The organism is Streptomyces sp. NPDC051684, assembly GCF_044453445.1.
Taxonomy (GTDB): domain Bacteria; phylum Actinomycetota; class Actinomycetes; order Streptomycetales; family Streptomycetaceae; genus Streptomyces.
Genome location: NZ_JBITCS010000078.1, coordinates 1 through 15,398, shown reverse-complemented (window position 1 = coordinate 15,398; position 15,398 = coordinate 1). Strand labels below are relative to the sequence as shown.

The following is a 15,398-nucleotide window of genomic DNA, read 5'->3' as shown; positions in this document are numbered from 1 at the left end:
CGACGACGCTCCGCGTCGCCTCCCTCCTCCGCCTTGCGATCGCACGCACCAGGACCCGCTCCCTGATCCGGCCTGATCCAAACGACAAGCCCTAGGGGGTTCGGGGTGCGCCCTTCGCCAGCTGCCGCGCGATCACCCGCAGCGCCAGCACCTCGTCCGCCCCCTCGAAGATCGACAGGACGCGGGCGTCGACGAAGAGGCGGGACACCGCGTACTCCTCGGCGTAGCCGTACCCGCCGTGCAGTTGCTGGGCCTCGCGGGTGACCCACTCGGCCGCCCGGCAGGCCAGTTGTTTGACCTGTGCGGCGGGCAGGACGCCTTCGCCCGCCGTGATGGCCCGCGCCGCCGTCGCGGTGAAGGCGCGGCACGCGGCGATGTGGGCGGCCATCCGGGCCAGCTTGGCCCGGGTGAGCTGGAAGGAGGTGAGCGAGTGGCCGAAGACGGGGCGCTGCCGCGCGTGCTCAAGAGCGAGTTCGAGGGCCGACTGCATGACACCGACCGCGCGGGCCGCGGTCTGGAGGCGGGCGTTGGCGAAGGCCTGCATCTGGAGGTAGAAGCCGCGGCCCTGGCCCTCGTCGAGGCCGATGACGCTGTCCGCCGGGACCTGGAAGCCGTCGAAGGTGACCTCGTACGAGTGCATGCCGCGATAGCCGAGCGTACGGATCGCGCGGCCGGACGCCGTGCCACCGCCGTCCTGGACGACCTCCCACTCGTGGCCGGGGAACGACGGCTTCTCGACGACGAACAGGGACAGGCCGCGGTGGCCCGCCGCGCGGTCCGGGTGCGAACGGGCCAGCACCAGAAGGTAGTTGGCGCGCCCGGCGAACGTGCACCAGGTCTTGACGCCGTTCAGGACCCAGTCGTCGCCGTCACGGACGGCGGTCGTCGTGATGCCGCCGACGTCCGAGCCGTGGTTGGGCTCGGTGACGGCGACGGCGCACAGCTTCTCGCCGGTCGCGATGCGCGGCAGCCAGCGCCGCCGCTGCTCCTCGGTGCCGCCGCGCGCGATGGCCGTACCGATGATCTCGGGGCGGGTGATCAGCGAGCCCGCCGCGCCGAGCGAGGCCCGCGACAGCTCCTCCGTCACCACGACCATGCTGAGCAGCTCGTCCGCGCCGCCCTCGGCGAAGCCGCCGTACGCGGAGGGGATCGACAGGCCGAAACAGCCCATCTCGGAGAGGCCGTCGACGATGTCGCCCGGGATGTCCTCGTCGCCCGCGTGGATGCGGTCGGCGACCGGCTTGATCTTCGCCTCGGCGAAGTCCCGGAACGTGGCGCGCACCAGCTGAAGCTCCTCGGAGAGGTGGCGCGGGGCCGCCTCCCCGCCCGCGGCGACGACGCGTTCGGCAACGGCGTCGAGGAACGCGGGCGCCCGCCCGGCCGCGATGTGCCCGGCGACCGCGTCGAGCGCCTTCGGCCCGTCGTCCGTGCCCCACAGCGCCTCGCGGCCGACCATGCGCCCCGCGAGATCGGCGGCCGTGTCGGAGGCGAACAGCAGCGCCAGGTCCGCCTCGGCCTCGCTGTGCGGCCCCAGGTCGAGGAGGTGGCGGGCGGCGGCGACCGCGGAAGACACCGAGGCGATGTCGTACGGGACGGTCTGGTCGTCGTCCGTCGCGGGCGCCGTGGCGAGGCGGGCGGAGGCCATGGCCACCACCTCCTCCAGCGCCTCGACCAGCTCGGTCGCCCGCACCAGTGCAGTGGTCACGACGTCACCCGCTCGAAGACCGCGGCCAGGCCCTGACCGCCGCCGATGCACATGGTCTCCAGGCCGTACCGGGCCTCGCGCCGGTGCAGTTCGCGCGACAGCGTGGCGAGCATCCGCACACCCGTGGCGCCCACCGGGTGACCCAGCGAGATACCGGAGCCGTGCACGTTGGTGCGCTCCAGGTCCTTCTCGCCGAACTCCCACTCGCGCATCACGGCGAGCGCCTGCGCGGCGAACGCCTCGTTCAGCTCGATCAGATCGATGTCCTCCAGCGAGAGCCCCGCCCGGTCGAGGGCGACCGCACTGGCCGGGACGGGCCCGATGCCCATCGTCTTCGGCGGCACACCCGCCACACCCCACGACACCAGACGGACGAGCGGACGCAGCCCCAGCCGTTCGGCGCGCTCGGGCGTGGTGACCACGCACATCGCCGCCGCGTCGTTCTGCCCGCTGGCGTTGCCCGCGGTGACCGTGGCCTCCGGGTCGGAGCGGCGCAGGATCGGCTTGAGGCGGCCGAGGGACTCCAACGACGTGTCGGCGCGCGGGTGTTCGTCGGTGTCGATGACCGTGCCCTCGTCGCCGGGGCGACGCCCGGGGACCGTCACGGGCACGATCTCCTCGGCGAGGGTGCCGTCCCGCTGTGCTTGCACGGCACGCTGGTGGGAGGCGAGAGCGAGGCGGTCCTGCTCCTCGCGGCCGATGGCGTACTCGCGGCGCAGGTTCTCGGCCGTCTCCAACATGCCGCCCGGAACAGGGTAGTTGCGGCCACCCGCGGTCGAACGGGCGCGCGCGAGACCGTCGTGCAACTGGATGGCCGCGCCCTTCGCGCCCCAGCGCATGTCGGTCGAGTAGAACGCCGCGTTGCTCATGGACTCCGTGCCGCCCGCCACGACGACCTCGTGCGCGCCCGTCTGCACCTGCTGGGCGGCGTACAGCACGGCCTGGAGGCCGGAGCCGCAGCGGCGGTCGAGGTGGAGGCCGGGCACGGTGACGGGCAGGCCGGCGTCCAGGGCGACGACGCGGCCGATGGCGGGCGCCTCGCTGTTGCCGTTGCAGTGGCCGAGGATGACGTCCTCGATGGCCTCGGGATTGAGCCCGGTGCGCTCGATGAGGCCCTTGAGGGCGGCGACGCCGAGGTCGACGGCGGTCAGCGACGTGAACATGCCGCCGTAGCGGCCGATGGGGGTGCGGACGGGTTCGCAGACGACGGCTTCACGCATGGGGTGCTCCTGAGGACGGGGTGCGGGTGTACGAAGAGGGCGGCGGCCGATCGCGCCCGGGTCAACTCACATGAACCGCCCGCCCGTTACCTCAAGGACGGTTCCGGTCATGTACGAGGACAGGTCCGAGGCCAGGAACAGCGCGACGGAGGCGACCTCCTCGACCTCGCCCGCGCGCCGCATCGGGATCTCGGCCATCTTCTGGTCCCAGGCCTTCTGCGGCATCGCCTCGGTCATGGCGCTGCGGATCAGGCCCGGCTGGATCGCGTTGACGCGCACACCATGGTGGGCCATCTCCTTCGCAGCGGCCTTCGACAGGCCGACGATGCCGGCCTTGGCGGCGGAGTAGTTGGTCTGCCCGACCATGCCGACCTTGCCGGAGAGCGAGGACACGTTGACGATCGCGCCACTCTTCTGCTCGCGCATCACGGCGGCGGCCTTACGGGTGCCGTTCCACGTCCCCTTCAGATGCACGTCGATGACCTGGTCGAACTGCTCCTCGGTCATGGTGCGCATGGTGGCATCGCGGGTGATGCCGGCGTTGTTGACCATGACGTCGAGGGAGCCGAAGGTGTCGAGCGTGGCCCGGACCAGGGAGTCGACCTGGTCGGCGTCGGTCATGTCGCAAGGTACGGCGTGTGCGACGGACGGCCCGCCGAGTTCCTTCGCCGCGGCCTCGGCGGTGTCCAGGTTGAGGTCGCCGAGCACGACCCGCGCGCCCTCGCGGACGTACGCCTTGGCGATGGCGAGCCCGATGCCCTGGGCGCCGCCCGTGACGACTGCTGTCTTGCCGGCCAGTAGTGCCATGAGTGTCCTCAGCTTCCTGTGGTCGTGGTGAACGGGTGCGCGGCCCGGCGTGGACGGATGACGCCCGCCGCGCCGAGCTTCTCCAACTCGGCCTCCCCGAGCCCGAGTTCCGTGCGCAGGACGTCGTCGGTGTGCTGGCCGACCCGCGGCGAGGGCTCCGGAGGGGACTGGGTGTCGGCCATGACGACGGGGGATCCGGGCGCCCAGTGCGCGGGGACGCCGTCCTGGCCGACGCGTGCCATCAGCGGATTCTCGCGCAGCAGTCGGGAGTCGTCGGCGGCCAGGTCGGCGAAGCCGCGGTACGTGGACCACAGCACGCGGGTGCGGGCGAGTGCCTCCTGGGCCTCGGCGAGAGTGTGCGCCGCGAACCAGCCGGCGAGCAGTTCGCCGAGGACCTTGCGGTGGGTGTACCGCTCGAACTCGTCGGAGAGGTCGGCGCCGAGCGCCCGGCCGACGGCGTCCACCGCGTCGGTGAGGTCGGTGACGGACAACAGACCACGCCAGTGCCGGTCGGTGAGGGCGACGACCATGAGGCGGCCGCCGTCGGCGGTGGCGAAGTCGCGGCCGAAGGTGCCGTAGACGTAGTTGCCGGAGCGCTCGCGCGCAGGGGCGCCGAGCTGGGCCTCGGCGAGGTACCCGAGGTTTCCGGCGGTCGCCAGGGCCACGTCCTCCAGCGCGACGCGGACCTGCTGGCCCTCTCCTGTGCGCAGCCGGTGGCGTTCGGCGGCGAGCAGACCGACGGCGAGGTAGAGCCCCGCGGCCACGTCCCAGGCGGGCATCAGGTGGTTCACCGGATCCGGGGTGCCCTCCGGCCCGGTGAGCTGGGGAAAGCCCGTGGCGGCCTGAACCGTGTAGTCCACGGCGGCGGACCCGTCCCGGCGACCGGTGAGCAGCACATGGACCAGGTCGGGGCGGCGCGCGGACAGCGCCTCGTACGAAAGGTCCTGGTAGCGCTCGGAGTTCGCGAGCACGATGCCGCCGCCCGGACCGCCCCCGGTGGCCAGGGCCGCGACCAGCTCGCGGCCCTCCTCGCCGCGCATGTCGACCTCGACGGCCCGCTTGCCCTTGTTCAGGCCGGACCAGTACAGGCTCGTCCCGCTGTCGGCGAGCGGGTGCCGGGTGCGGTCCGGCGCACCGTTCAGCGGCTCGACGCGGATGACGTCGGCGCCCAGCTGCGCCAGTGTCATCCCGCCGAGCGGGCTGGCCACATAGCTGGAGAGCTCGACGATCCGCATGCCCTCAAGGGGGCGGGAGCGGGACGCCGTGGGGTGAGGCATGCGTTCTCCTCTCACTTCGTACGCGTACGGGGCGGGGCTCACGCCGGGAAGACCGGGCGGCGGCGTTCCAGAAATGCCGCCCGGCCCTCCGCGAAGCCCTCGCCGCCGAGCAGTTCCACCTGCGCGTCGGCCTCCGCGTCGAGGACCGCGTCGAGATCCTGCGCCTCCTGGGCGAAGATCCGCTTCGTGGCGGCGACCATGGCGGGGGAGGCGGCGGCGAGCCGCTCGGCCCGCTCCCGCGCCCGCACGGCCACCTTCTCGCCCGCGACGATCTCGCTGACCAGGCCGACCCGCTGAGCCTCCGTGGCATCCATGTCCTCGGCGAAGAGGATGACCTCCTTGGCGCGGGCATGGCCGACGCGCCGGGCGAGGCTCCAGCTCAGTCCGGCGTCGGCGGTGAGCCCGATCTTGGCGAACGAGGCCGCGAACCGGGCGTCCTCGGCGGCCACCACGTAGTCGCAGGCGGCGGCGAGCCCGAGGCCCAGGCCGTACGCGCCTCCGCGCACGGCGGCGACCACCGGCTTCGCCGAGCACACCAGGGCGCGGGCCACGTCGCCGACGACGGCGAGGCGCTCGCGGGCGACGTCCGGGTCCTGCGACATCGAGCGGATGTCACCGCCCGCGCAGAACACCTCTCCCGCGCCGGTCAGCACGATCGCCCGGCACTCGGGGTCCTGCTCGGACTCCCTTAGCGCGACGAGCAGTTCGCGACGGTCGGCGAGGTCGAGCGCGTTGCGGCGGGCGGGCCGGTTCAGGGTGAGGATGTGCACCGGTCCCTCGCAGCGCACGTCCACGGCGGATTCGATCATGACCGGGCCTGCCGGAGGAGCTGCTTGGCGATGATGACCTTCTGGATCTCGCTGGTGCCCTCGTAGATGCGGAACAGCCGGGCGTCGCGGAAGCAGCGCTCGACGGCGGTGCCGCGCATGTAGCCCATGCCGCCGTGGATCTGCACGGCCAGGTCGGCGGCCTTGGAGACCATCTCGGAGCAGAACAGCTTCGCGGCCGACGGGCGGATCCTGCGGTCCTTGCCGGAGTCGTACTGCTCGGCGGCGTCCAGGACCATCGCCCGGCCCGCGAGCACACCCGTCTGGATCTCGGCGAGCATGCCCTGCACGAGCTGGAACTCGCCGATGGGGCGGCCGCCCTGCTTGCTGGTCGCCGCGTGCGCGACGGACTCCTCCAGGATCCGCTCGGCCATCCCGACGCACAGCGCCGCGATGTGCACCCGCCCACGTACGAGGGACTGCATGGCCGTGCCGAACCCCGCGCCCTCCTCGCCACCGACGAGCGCGCCCTTGTCGACCCGTACATCGTCGAGGAACACCTCGGCCGTCCACGCGCCCGCCTGCCCGGTCTTGGCGTCCTTCGGGCCGACGGTGACACCCGGCAGACCCGCCTCGACGAGGAACACGGAGATGCCCTTCGTCCCCGACGCCTCCTCGCCGGTGCGGGCGAACACCACGAACAGGTCCGCGAGCGGGGCGTTGGTGATGAACCGCTTGCTGCCGTTGATGGCGTATCCGTCGCCCACCCGGACGGCGCGCGTGGTCAGGCCCGACGGGTCCGAGCCCGCCTCCGCCTCGGTCAGCGCGAACGATGCGACGGCTCCCTCGGCGAGCCGGGGCAGCCAGTGCTTCTTCTGCTCCTCGGTGCCCGCGTTGTCCAGGACCTTGCCGGCGATGCCGTTGTTGGTGCCGAACATCGAGCGGAAGGCGGGCGTCGTGTACCCGAACTCGAAGGCGAGCCGGACGTCTTCGGACAGGCTCGCCCCGAGCCCGCCGAACGCCTCCGGCAGCGTGTACCCGAACAGGCCCATCTCGACGGCCTTGCGGCGGACGTCCTCCGGGATGGCGTCCGTCTCCTCGATCTCGTCCTCGCGCGGGACCACGTCCTCCCGCACGAGGGTGTGGACGGCGGCGACGACGGCCTCGAACTCCTCGGCTTCCATCGTGAATCTCCTTTACAGGTAAGTCAGTTGAGAGGGGTGAGGTGGGCCAGTGCATCCACGGCCAAGGCGCCCTCGCCCGCCGCGCCCAGGAGCAGCGGGTTGACGTCCAGCTCCGCGAGCTCGTCCGCGAGGTCGGCGGCCAGCCAGGACAGGCGGGCGATCGTGTCGGCGGCGGCCTCGACGTCCCGCGCGGGCTTGCCGCGCACCTCGCCGAACAGGCGGCTGCCGCGCAGCGACAGCAGCATGCGGCGGGCGCCCGCCGGGTCGACGGGGGCCACGGCGACCCGGCTGTCGGCCAGCGCCTCGACGAGGATGCCGCCGAGCCCGGTGACCACGACCGGACCGAACACCGGGTCGTTCTTGACGCCGACGATCAGCTCGGTGCCACCGCCGTCGGCCATCCGCTGGACGAGGACCCGGGCATCGTCCACACCCGCCTCACGGGCGATGCGCAGCACGTCGGCGGCGGCCTCGCGTACCGCGTCCGCGCCGTTGAGACCGAGCCGGACGCCGCCGATGTCGCTCTTGTGCCCGATCCGCTCGGACAGCAGCTTCACGGCGACGGGACCGCCCAACTCCGCTGCCACGTCCGCCGCTTGATCCGGGTTCGCGGCCGGTCGTGAGGCCGCGACGCGCACCCCGTACGCGGCGATCAACCGCGTCGACTCGTACTCGTCGAGCTGCGTGCGGCCCTCGGCGCGGGCGCGGGTCAGCACGGCGCGGGCGGCCTCCGTGTCGACGTCGGCGGGCTGCACGGGGGCGGGCAGCGCGGGCCGCAGGCTGAAGTCGGCGAGCAGGCCGAGGGCGCGGGCGGCCTGGGCGGGATCGGTGTAGCAGGGGATGCCGAGCTCGCGCAGCCGGGCGCGGGGACGGCCGCTGCCACCCGTCCACACGACGACGAAGGGCCGCTCGGTCGAGCGGTACGCCTCGTCGAGCGCCGCGATGAGCGTGTCCGCGCAGTTGTCCGCGCAGCCCAGGAGCACGGCGATCATGTCGGTGCCCGGATGCTCGACGGCGACCTTCAACGAGCGGCGCAGGATGTCGGGTTCGGCCACGAGGGTGCCGGTGAGGTCGACGGGGTTGCGCGGCGACCCGTAGACCGGGATCGCGGCGGCCATGGTGCGCTGCCACTCCTCGTCCCAGGCGCGGACCTCGATGCCGTGACCCGCAGCCGCGTCGGCCATCAGGGCGCCGGCGCCGCCGGAGACGGACAGCGAGGTGAGCCTGCGCCCCGCGGCGCGGCGGCCGGTGGAGAAGATCTGGGCGGCCTCCAGCATGGACTCGGGACCGTCCACGCGCAGGATGCCGTACTGGCGGACAGCACCATCGAAGACCGCGTCCTCACCGGCGAGCGAGGCCGTGTGGGACTGGGCGGCGCGGGCGCCCGCCTCGGAACGGCCGACCTTGACGGCGATGATCGGCTTGTCCCGCTCGTGCGCCTCCCGGGCGGCCTCCAGGAGGCGGCGGCCGCCGGTGACACCTTCGAGATAGGCGAGGATCACCTCCGCATCGTCGCTGCGTACCAGTCCTTCGACCAGCTCGGCGACCGAAAGGTCCACCTCGTTGCCGGTGTTGAGGTAGTGGGAGATCCCGATGCCGAGGTTCTGGGCCGCGTTGAACACGAAGCCACCGAACGCGCCGCTCTGGCTGAGGAAGGCGATCGGGCCCTCGACCAGGTCGGCGTCCTCGTCGAGTGCGGAGGTGAAGGTGGGCAGCGCCCGCTCGCGGGAGGCGATCATGCCGAGGCAGTTGGGGCCGAGGACCCGCACGCCGCTCTCGGCTATCGCGGCCTTCAGGTCTTCTTGCAGCTCCACGCCCCGGCCGCCGACCTCGGCGAAGCCGGAGGCGCCCAGGATGGCGGCGGGGATGCCGCGCCGGCCGCAGGCGCGGACGGCGTCGGCGGACTGCTCGGCCGACAGCATGATCATGGCGAGGTCGATGTCCCCGTCGATGTCGTCCAGGCCTCGATAGGCGGGCAGGCCCTGCACCTGATCGCGCTTGGCGTTGACGGGAAGTATGCGCCCGGTGAACCCGAACCGCTTGAGGTGGTCGACGGGCCGCCCCGACAGCTTGGTCGGGGTGTCGGAGGCGCCGAGGATCGCGATGGAGCGGGGGTGGAGGAGCGAATTCAGGGCGTCGTCGGTGCGGGGGGTGACTGCGTGCTCCTGCACGGTTTCTCCTCGGGACTGCTCAGGTCTGTGACGCGAAGTGCGAGTAGGTGGAGGTCAGTTGACGGCTGCGGGCGCGGCCTCGGTCTGCTGCTCCTGGTCGGCGGTCCTGGCCGACAGGGTGAGGAAGGCGCGGGCCGCGACGAGTGAGACGACACCGAGGACGACCACGAAGAGGACCGGGAGCACGATCGTCCCGGAGGCCGAGAGCAGCGACTGGAGGATGACCGGTGCCAGGCCGCCGAGCACGCCCGCGAGCCCGTACGCCGTGGAGATGCCGGTGTAGCGGACCTTGGCGGGGAAGGCCTGGGCGAACATGCCCGCGACGATCGCGTAGTACATGACGTCCGGGATGGTGGCGAGGACCGCGCCGGTCACGGCGAGCGGGAAACTGCCGGTGCCGATCAGGGCGAACATGACCGGGATCGTGGGGATCTGGCAGGCCAGGATGACGGTGACGGCCTTGCGCACGCCCCAGCGGGTGGCCAGCACGGCGCCGAGCGGCTGCACGAAGAACTGCACGATGCTGGCGACCAGGATGACGGTGAGGAAGTCCTGCCGGTCCATGCCCACTTCGCCGGTGGCCCAGGACAGGGCGAAGGTGTCACGGGCGTAGACGATCGCGAAGACGGTGAACGCGGCGCCGACACCGAGCAGCAGCAGCTTGGAGTGCTCCCGGAACAGGGTGACGACCGGCACCTTCACGGTCTGGTCGGCGGCCCGCAGCGACACCATCGCCGGGGACTCCTCCAGGCTGAGCCGGATCACCAGGCCGATGATCACCAGCAGGGCGGAGGCCAGGAACGGGATCCGCCAGGCCCACGCGAGCAGTGCCTCGTCGGAGAGCCGCCCGACGGCGAGGAAGGACAGCGTCGCCAGGATGCGGCCGGTGGGCGAGCCCTGCTGGGCGAAGGCCGCGAACAGGAACCCGCGTTCCTTCTTGGCGTGTTCGGTGGTGATCAGGACCGAGCCGCCCCACTCACCGCCGAGGGCAATGCCCTGCACGGTACGGAACAGGGTCAACAGGACCGGCGCGGCCACACCGATCTGCCCGTACGTCGGCAGACACCCGATGCCGACCGTGCTGACACCCATCAGCAGCAGCGTCGCCACCAGTGCCTTCTTGCGGCCCAGGCGGTCGCCGAGGTGGCCGAAGAGGATGGCACCGAGCGGGCGGGCCAGGAAGCCGACCCAGAAGGTGACGAAGGAGAGCAGCACGCCGACCGCCGGCGGTACGTCGGCGAAGAACAGCGGGGCGAACACCAGGGCCGAGGCGGTGCCGTAGACGTAGAAGTCGTACCACTCGATCGTCGAGCCAAGGTAGGAGGCCCAGCCCGCCCTGCGGGCCATCTTCTCCTCTGCGGGAAGCCGTGTGCTCGGCATCTCGTCCCGTCCTTCCGGTCGAAGCAACGTGATCGCGCTCACAGGGAAGCTATGACTGCCGACTGGTTTCGTCTAACACCAAACTTCCGTACGTTTGATTCGGCGGCGCGACACAATCGCCGATGACCTGCGACGGAACGGGAGTTCACGTGGAGCTGCGGCACCTGCGGTCGTTCGTGACGGTCGCGGAGGAGCTCAACTTCCGGCGCGCGGCGGAGCGCTTGCAGATGTCTCAGCCGCCGCTGTCCCAGCAGATCAAGCGCCTCGAGCACGAGGTCGGCGTCGCGCTGCTGCGCCGCACGACGCGGCAGGTGGCGCTCACGGCGGCGGGGGAGGCGTTCCTGACGGAGGCGCGACGGGCGCTGCGGGCCGCGCAGGAGGCGCCGTTGGCCGCCCGCCGGGCAGCTAGCGGACAGACCGGGGTGGTCCGGCTCGGGTTCAGCGGGCCGACCTCGCACGAGGTGCTGATCCTGATGACCCGCAAGTTCCGCGAACACCGGCCGCGCGTCCGCCTGGAGATCCACGGCCCGGTGTACGGCGGCGAGTTGGTGACCCGGCTCACCGACGACGAGATCGACGCGGGGCTGATGCGACTGCCGGTCGCGGGCACCGGCATCCAGGCCCGCGAACTGACCCGGCACCCCATCGTGGTGGCCCTCCCTGCGGGTCACCGGCTCGCCGCACGCGCGGAGATCGGCATGGCCGACGTCCAGGAGGAGCCCGTCGTCAGCCACCCCACCAATCGCGGCGCGGGCATCGTGGCGCTGATCCACACCGCCTATCTGGCGCACGGGTCGAGCCCGCGCATCGTCCAGGAGGCACCCGACACGCACACGATCCTGACGCTGGTCGGCGCGGGTGTGGGCATCGGCTTCGTCCCGTCCTCCGCCGGTCACCTCAAGGTCCCCGGCGTCGTCCTCATCCCGGCCCGCGACATCCCGCCGCTGCCGCTGGCTCTGGCGTGGCGGGCGGGGGATCCGAATCCGGCGTTGCATGCGTTGATCGATCTGCTGGACGAGATCGAGGAGGACTGCGCGGGTTCAGCGCGGTGACACGGGGAGCGGCTCCGGCCCGGCCGCGGACGGCTGCCGCCACAGTTCGCGCAGGGCGGCGTTGACGGCCGCGGGCTGCTGGGTGTGCGGGTAGTAGCCAGCTACGCGCAAGAGCCGGCCCCGGACGGCGGCCGCCACGGCCTCGGCGCAGGCGATCAGCGGTTCACCGGCGTACGTGCGGTACGGCTCAGGTGCGTCCCGCCAGGTTCCGACGATCACCAGAGTCGGCCACGGGGCGTCCCGCAGCGGCTCCAGGGGCACCGCCGCCTCCCACACCGGTCGTTCGCGCATCGAGGTGGCGACGGCGCGAAGGCGCTCCGGGGTGGGCGCGGGCATGGCCATGCCCAGCCCTTCCGTGGAGGCACGCAGATACTGCTCCGGTGTGACGGACTCCGGCACACCGGGGCTCTCGCGCACCCGGCGCAGCATGGCGTCGACCGCCGGGTGGCCGACGGCCGCGGAGAACGCGGCAGGCTGGATCAGGGTCAGCGAACGTACGAGGTCGGGGCGGCGGCCGGCGGCGAGCATGGCCGCCAGACCGCCGTTGCCGTGACCGACCAGGTGTGCACCACCGTCCTGCCGCGCCAGGAGTTCCACCAGGTCCTCGGCGTCGGTGTCGAACTCGCTCCGGCCGGTGTCGGGGCTGTTTCCGTAGCCGCGGCGGTCGACCAGCAGCAGGCGGTTGCGGTCGGCCAGCGCTCGCTGGGCGGCGAAGCCGTACGCTTCGTCGCTGCCCCACGTAAAGATGTTGTGCGCGAAGACCGCGGGCGGGGCCTTCTCGGTGGTCTCGTCCCAGACCGTCACATGGATGGCGTTCATCGGCGCTGCTCCGTCTCTGGCCTAAGGAAGGTCGAAGGGTGCTGGGGCGTGGCCTGCCCAGATGCGGTGTGAGGCCTGCTCGGGGTAGGGCAGGGTCTCCGGTTCGACCTTCATGACGCGGGTGAGTCGCCGCTCGGGTCGGTGCGCCGCCCATCCGGCGTCTCCGGTGGCGACGAAGCGGGTCCATGCCTGCGTCAAGTCCCGGGACAGCGCGAGAGCCTCCGGGGAAGGACCTCACCCCCGCACACCAGGAGCGGCTGCGCGCCCACGGCACCCCGGCCGCCCGCTTCGCGGCCGACGCCCTCGACGTCTACCTCGACTTCCACGAGCGGATCGTGTTCCCGTTCCGCGCCTCCGCCTGTCACGACCCGCTGGCCGCGGCCATGGCCGTCGGTGACCTCACGCCGGTCCGGGCCCCCGTCCTTCACGTCACCGTCGACACCACGCAGGGGCCCGCGCGCGGTGAACTCGTCGTCGACGCACGGGGCATGTACCGCGGCTACCCCCGCACGCCCGAGGCCAATGCCCGCGTCCTCCTGGAGACCGACGGCACCTTCCCGGAGCGGCTCGTGGAGCGGATCGTGTCCCTGGACGTACCGGCAGGAACCGCCGCGCCCACCGCCCGGACCGAGGCACTCTCGTGAGCCGCACGGCTCCCGCGGCGAGTGCCGAGGACGTGAGCCCCCGCGGGAAGGTGCATGCTCTGCTGCTCACCGCGCTCATCGTCGCGGTGATCGCGTTCCAGCTCGGTGCCTCCATGGTCACCCCCGCGCTGCCCGAGATCGCCAGGGAATTCGATGTCTCCGCGTCCCAAGTGGCGGGCGCGCAGGACCTGTTCTTCCTCGTCGGCGGCGTCGCGGGCGTCGTCCTCGGCCGGCTCAGTGACCGGGTGGGCCGCCGCCGCATCCTGCTGGCCGCGATGGTCACGATGTGTCTCGGCGCGCTGATCGCCGCCCTGGCACCCAGCGTTCCGGTGCTCATCGCGGGACGGATCCTCCAGGGCGCGTCCGGCGCCACCTTCCCCGTCACGTACATGCTGCTGCGCGACACCATGAGCCCCGCAAGGTTCGGCCCGGCGCTCGGGCTCGTCACCGCCATCAACGGTGGCGTCGGCGGGCTCGACGGCCTGGTCGGCGGCATCGTCGCCGACACCGTCGGCTTCCGCTGGATCTTCGGCGCCATCCTCGTCGTCGGACTCACTGCGATCGTCCTGCTGCTGCGCTTCCTGCCCGAGGCCGCGCCCAAGGACGGGCGGCGGATGGACTGGTGGGGCGCCGCCGCGCTGTCCGCCGCGCTCGTCTGCGTCAACCTCGCACTCAGCAAGGGCTCCGCACACGGCTGGTCGACGCCGCTGCCGCTGGGCCTGCTGCTCGCCGCGCTCACCCTGCTCGTCGTCTTCTGGCAGACGGAGAAGCGCCGCACGGCCCCGCTCATCGCCGTCGAGCACTTGCGCTCGCGCCAGGTGTGGCCGCTGCTCGCGACGACCCTGCTCACCCTCATGGGCGTCTTCTCCGCCATCAACTTCACCTTCGTGCTGCTCAGCCAGGACGGGGAGTTCGGCTTCGGAATGAGCGCGACGCTCTCCTCCCTGCTGTACCTGACCCCGCCCGCCGCCATCGGACTGCTCTCCGCGCCGCTGACCGGCTGGCTCGCGCCTCGCAAGGGCTGGCTGGTGCTGCTTCGCACCGGTCTCGGGCTCAGCCTGGTCATCCTGCTCGGCACGGCCCTGCTGCCGGACAACCGGTGGCTGCTCTTCGCCGCCGCCTGCGCCCTCGGGATCGCCTACAACGGCCTCGCCATGACGCCGCTCAACGCGCTCGGTGTCGTCGTCTCCCCGAAGGACGCACCCGGCGCGGTGCCCGGCATCAACGCCGCCTGCTTCGGCATCGGTTCCTCGGTCGGCATCGCACTCGTCGCCCCGGCGGCTGGATCCGGAACGCTCGGCGGCATCGAACAGGCCCTGTGGATCTCCGCGGGATTCACCTTCCTCGCGCTGCTCGCGGGGTGCGTGCTGCGCCTTCCGGCGGGCGAGAGAGGGGGCGAGGTCCGGGCGTGACCGAGCGTCCTGCCTGGTGGCCGGCCCGCGGACCTATAGTCGCTCTCATGAGTCGTTGGCAGGAGCTGACCGGTGGAAAGTCCGGTGGCGAGTACGCCGCCCGCTTCGAGGCGCTGGCGCGCAGCGGAAAGGATGTGCACGGCGAGGCGTCGTTCTGTGCGGCCCTGGTGCCCGCCGCGGCCCGCGTGCTCGACGCCGGATGCGGTACCGGCCGCGTCGCGATCCGGCTCGCGGAGCTCGGGTACGACTGCGTGGGCATCGACCTGGACGCCTCGATGCTCGACGTGGCACGGGAGCGGGCGCCGCAACTGCCCTGGTTCCGGACCGACCTCGCCGCTTTCGACCCGGCCGCGCTCGGCATCGCCACGGACTTCGACCTCGTGGTCGCCGCCGGCAACGTCATGCCGCTGCTCGCGCCCGGCACCGAGGCCACGGTGGTCGAAGGTCTGGCCGCCACCCTGCGCCCGGGCGGCCTGCTGGTCGCGGGCTTCGGCCTGGACGCCGCCCACCTGCCCGTACCGCCCACCATCACGCTGGCGGAGTACGACGCCTGCTGCGAGGCGGCCGGGCTGACCCTCGTGGACCGCTTCGCCACCTGGGACGCCGCACCGTACGACGACGGCGGCTACGCGGTGAGCGTCCACCGCCTCGGCGCCTGACACCACGCAGGGCCGGCGCGCCCGCGTCAGGCGCCCGGCAGCCCGGTGTTGGGGATGCCGAACCTCCGCGCGTACCGGTCGTTGAGTTCGCTCCAGCCGAAGTCGACCGCCGCGGCGCCGCGGATCGGCGGGATCGGGCGGCCTTCGAGCAGCTTCTCCGCCACGTCGAGGCCTAGGGCCTGTCGTTTGGATCAGGCCGGGCTCGTGGGGCCTGGCACGCACGCTCGCGGCGTTGTCGTCGGTCGACGACGCTCCGCGTCGCCTCCCTCCTCCGCCTTGCGATCGCACGCACCAGGCCCCG

The 15,398-nt window shown here is 72.3% G+C and carries 14 protein-coding genes; 4 read left to right on the top strand and 10 right to left on the bottom strand.

What is annotated here, in order from left to right; all coding sequences use genetic code 11:
- Positions 1-91: 91 nt before the first annotated feature.
- The 8 genes from ACIA8D_RS41160 to ACIA8D_RS41125 form a co-directional block, all read right to left on the bottom strand.
- Positions 92-1,705 (bottom strand): acyl-CoA dehydrogenase family protein, encoded by a 1,614-nt coding sequence (locus ACIA8D_RS41160; protein WP_399240568.1) that lies wholly within the window; start codon positions 1,703-1,705, stop codon positions 92-94.
- Positions 1,702-2,925, bottom strand: coding sequence for an acetyl-CoA C-acetyltransferase (locus ACIA8D_RS41155; protein WP_399240566.1), 1,224 nt, complete (start codon positions 2,923-2,925; stop codon positions 1,702-1,704). Before ACIA8D_RS41155 ends, ACIA8D_RS41160 begins: the two co-directional genes overlap by 4 nt.
- A 66-nt stretch (positions 2,926-2,991) precedes the next feature.
- Entirely contained in the window at positions 2,992-3,732 is a 741-nt protein-coding gene (gene fabG / locus ACIA8D_RS41150) for a 3-oxoacyl-ACP reductase FabG (RefSeq protein ID WP_399240564.1), read from the bottom strand.
- Positions 3,733-3,740: 8 nt separating this feature from the next.
- Complete coding sequence (locus ACIA8D_RS41145; RefSeq protein ID WP_399240563.1) at positions 3,741-5,009, bottom strand: CoA transferase; 1,269 nt, start codon at positions 5,007-5,009, stop codon at positions 3,741-3,743.
- Between the two features lie 38 nt (positions 5,010-5,047).
- The gene (locus tag ACIA8D_RS41140) at positions 5,048-5,818 is read right to left on the bottom strand and encodes an enoyl-CoA hydratase/isomerase family protein (protein ID WP_399240561.1); all 771 of its coding nucleotides are present in this window, start codon (positions 5,816-5,818) and stop codon (positions 5,048-5,050) included.
- Complete coding sequence (locus tag ACIA8D_RS41135; RefSeq protein ID WP_399240559.1) at positions 5,815-6,960, bottom strand: acyl-CoA dehydrogenase family protein; 1,146 nt, start codon at positions 6,958-6,960, stop codon at positions 5,815-5,817. The genes ACIA8D_RS41140 and ACIA8D_RS41135 overlap by 4 nt, the downstream gene beginning before the upstream one ends.
- A gap of 23 nt (positions 6,961-6,983) precedes the next feature.
- Positions 6,984-9,131, bottom strand: a complete 2,148-nt coding sequence (locus ACIA8D_RS41130) for an acetate--CoA ligase family protein (RefSeq protein ID WP_399240557.1) — start codon at positions 9,129-9,131, stop codon at positions 6,984-6,986.
- A gap of 54 nt (positions 9,132-9,185) precedes the next feature.
- Positions 9,186-10,511, bottom strand: a complete 1,326-nt coding sequence (locus ACIA8D_RS41125) for an MFS transporter (protein ID WP_399240555.1) — start codon at positions 10,509-10,511, stop codon at positions 9,186-9,188.
- Between the two features lie 149 nt (positions 10,512-10,660).
- Between ACIA8D_RS41125 and ACIA8D_RS41120 the strand changes: the two genes are divergently transcribed.
- Complete coding sequence (locus ACIA8D_RS41120) at positions 10,661-11,563, top strand: LysR substrate-binding domain-containing protein (protein ID WP_399240552.1); 903 nt, start codon at positions 10,661-10,663, stop codon at positions 11,561-11,563.
- Here ACIA8D_RS41120 and ACIA8D_RS41115 read toward each other — a convergent pair.
- Positions 11,552-12,382 (bottom strand): alpha/beta fold hydrolase, encoded by an 831-nt coding sequence (locus ACIA8D_RS41115; RefSeq protein WP_399240550.1) that lies wholly within the window; start codon positions 12,380-12,382, stop codon positions 11,552-11,554. The two genes, ACIA8D_RS41120 and ACIA8D_RS41115, sit on opposite strands and share 12 nt — an antisense overlap.
- A 185-nt stretch (positions 12,383-12,567) precedes the next feature.
- Between ACIA8D_RS41115 and ACIA8D_RS41110 the strand changes: the two genes are divergently transcribed.
- From ACIA8D_RS41110 to ACIA8D_RS41100, 3 genes are read left to right on the top strand one after another with little or no spacing between them, the layout of a single operon-like run.
- Positions 12,568-13,026: a nucleoside hydrolase gene (locus ACIA8D_RS41110; protein ID WP_399240548.1), complete on the top strand. Its 459-nt coding sequence runs from the start codon at positions 12,568-12,570 to the stop codon at positions 13,024-13,026.
- A complete protein-coding gene (locus ACIA8D_RS41105; RefSeq protein WP_399240545.1) occupies positions 13,023-14,438 on the top strand; it encodes an MFS transporter in 1,416 nt (471 codons plus the stop codon). The genes ACIA8D_RS41110 and ACIA8D_RS41105 overlap by 4 nt, the downstream gene beginning before the upstream one ends.
- A 47-nt stretch (positions 14,439-14,485) precedes the next feature.
- A complete protein-coding gene (locus ACIA8D_RS41100) occupies positions 14,486-15,097 on the top strand; it encodes a class I SAM-dependent methyltransferase (RefSeq protein ID WP_399240543.1) in 612 nt (203 codons plus the stop codon).
- 26 nt (positions 15,098-15,123) lie between these two features.
- Here the strand turns inward: ACIA8D_RS41100 and ACIA8D_RS41095 are convergent, their stop codons facing one another.
- Positions 15,124-15,261, bottom strand: a complete 138-nt coding sequence (locus tag ACIA8D_RS41095) for a hypothetical protein (protein WP_399240541.1) — start codon at positions 15,259-15,261, stop codon at positions 15,124-15,126.
- Positions 15,262-15,398: the final 137 nt, after the last annotated feature.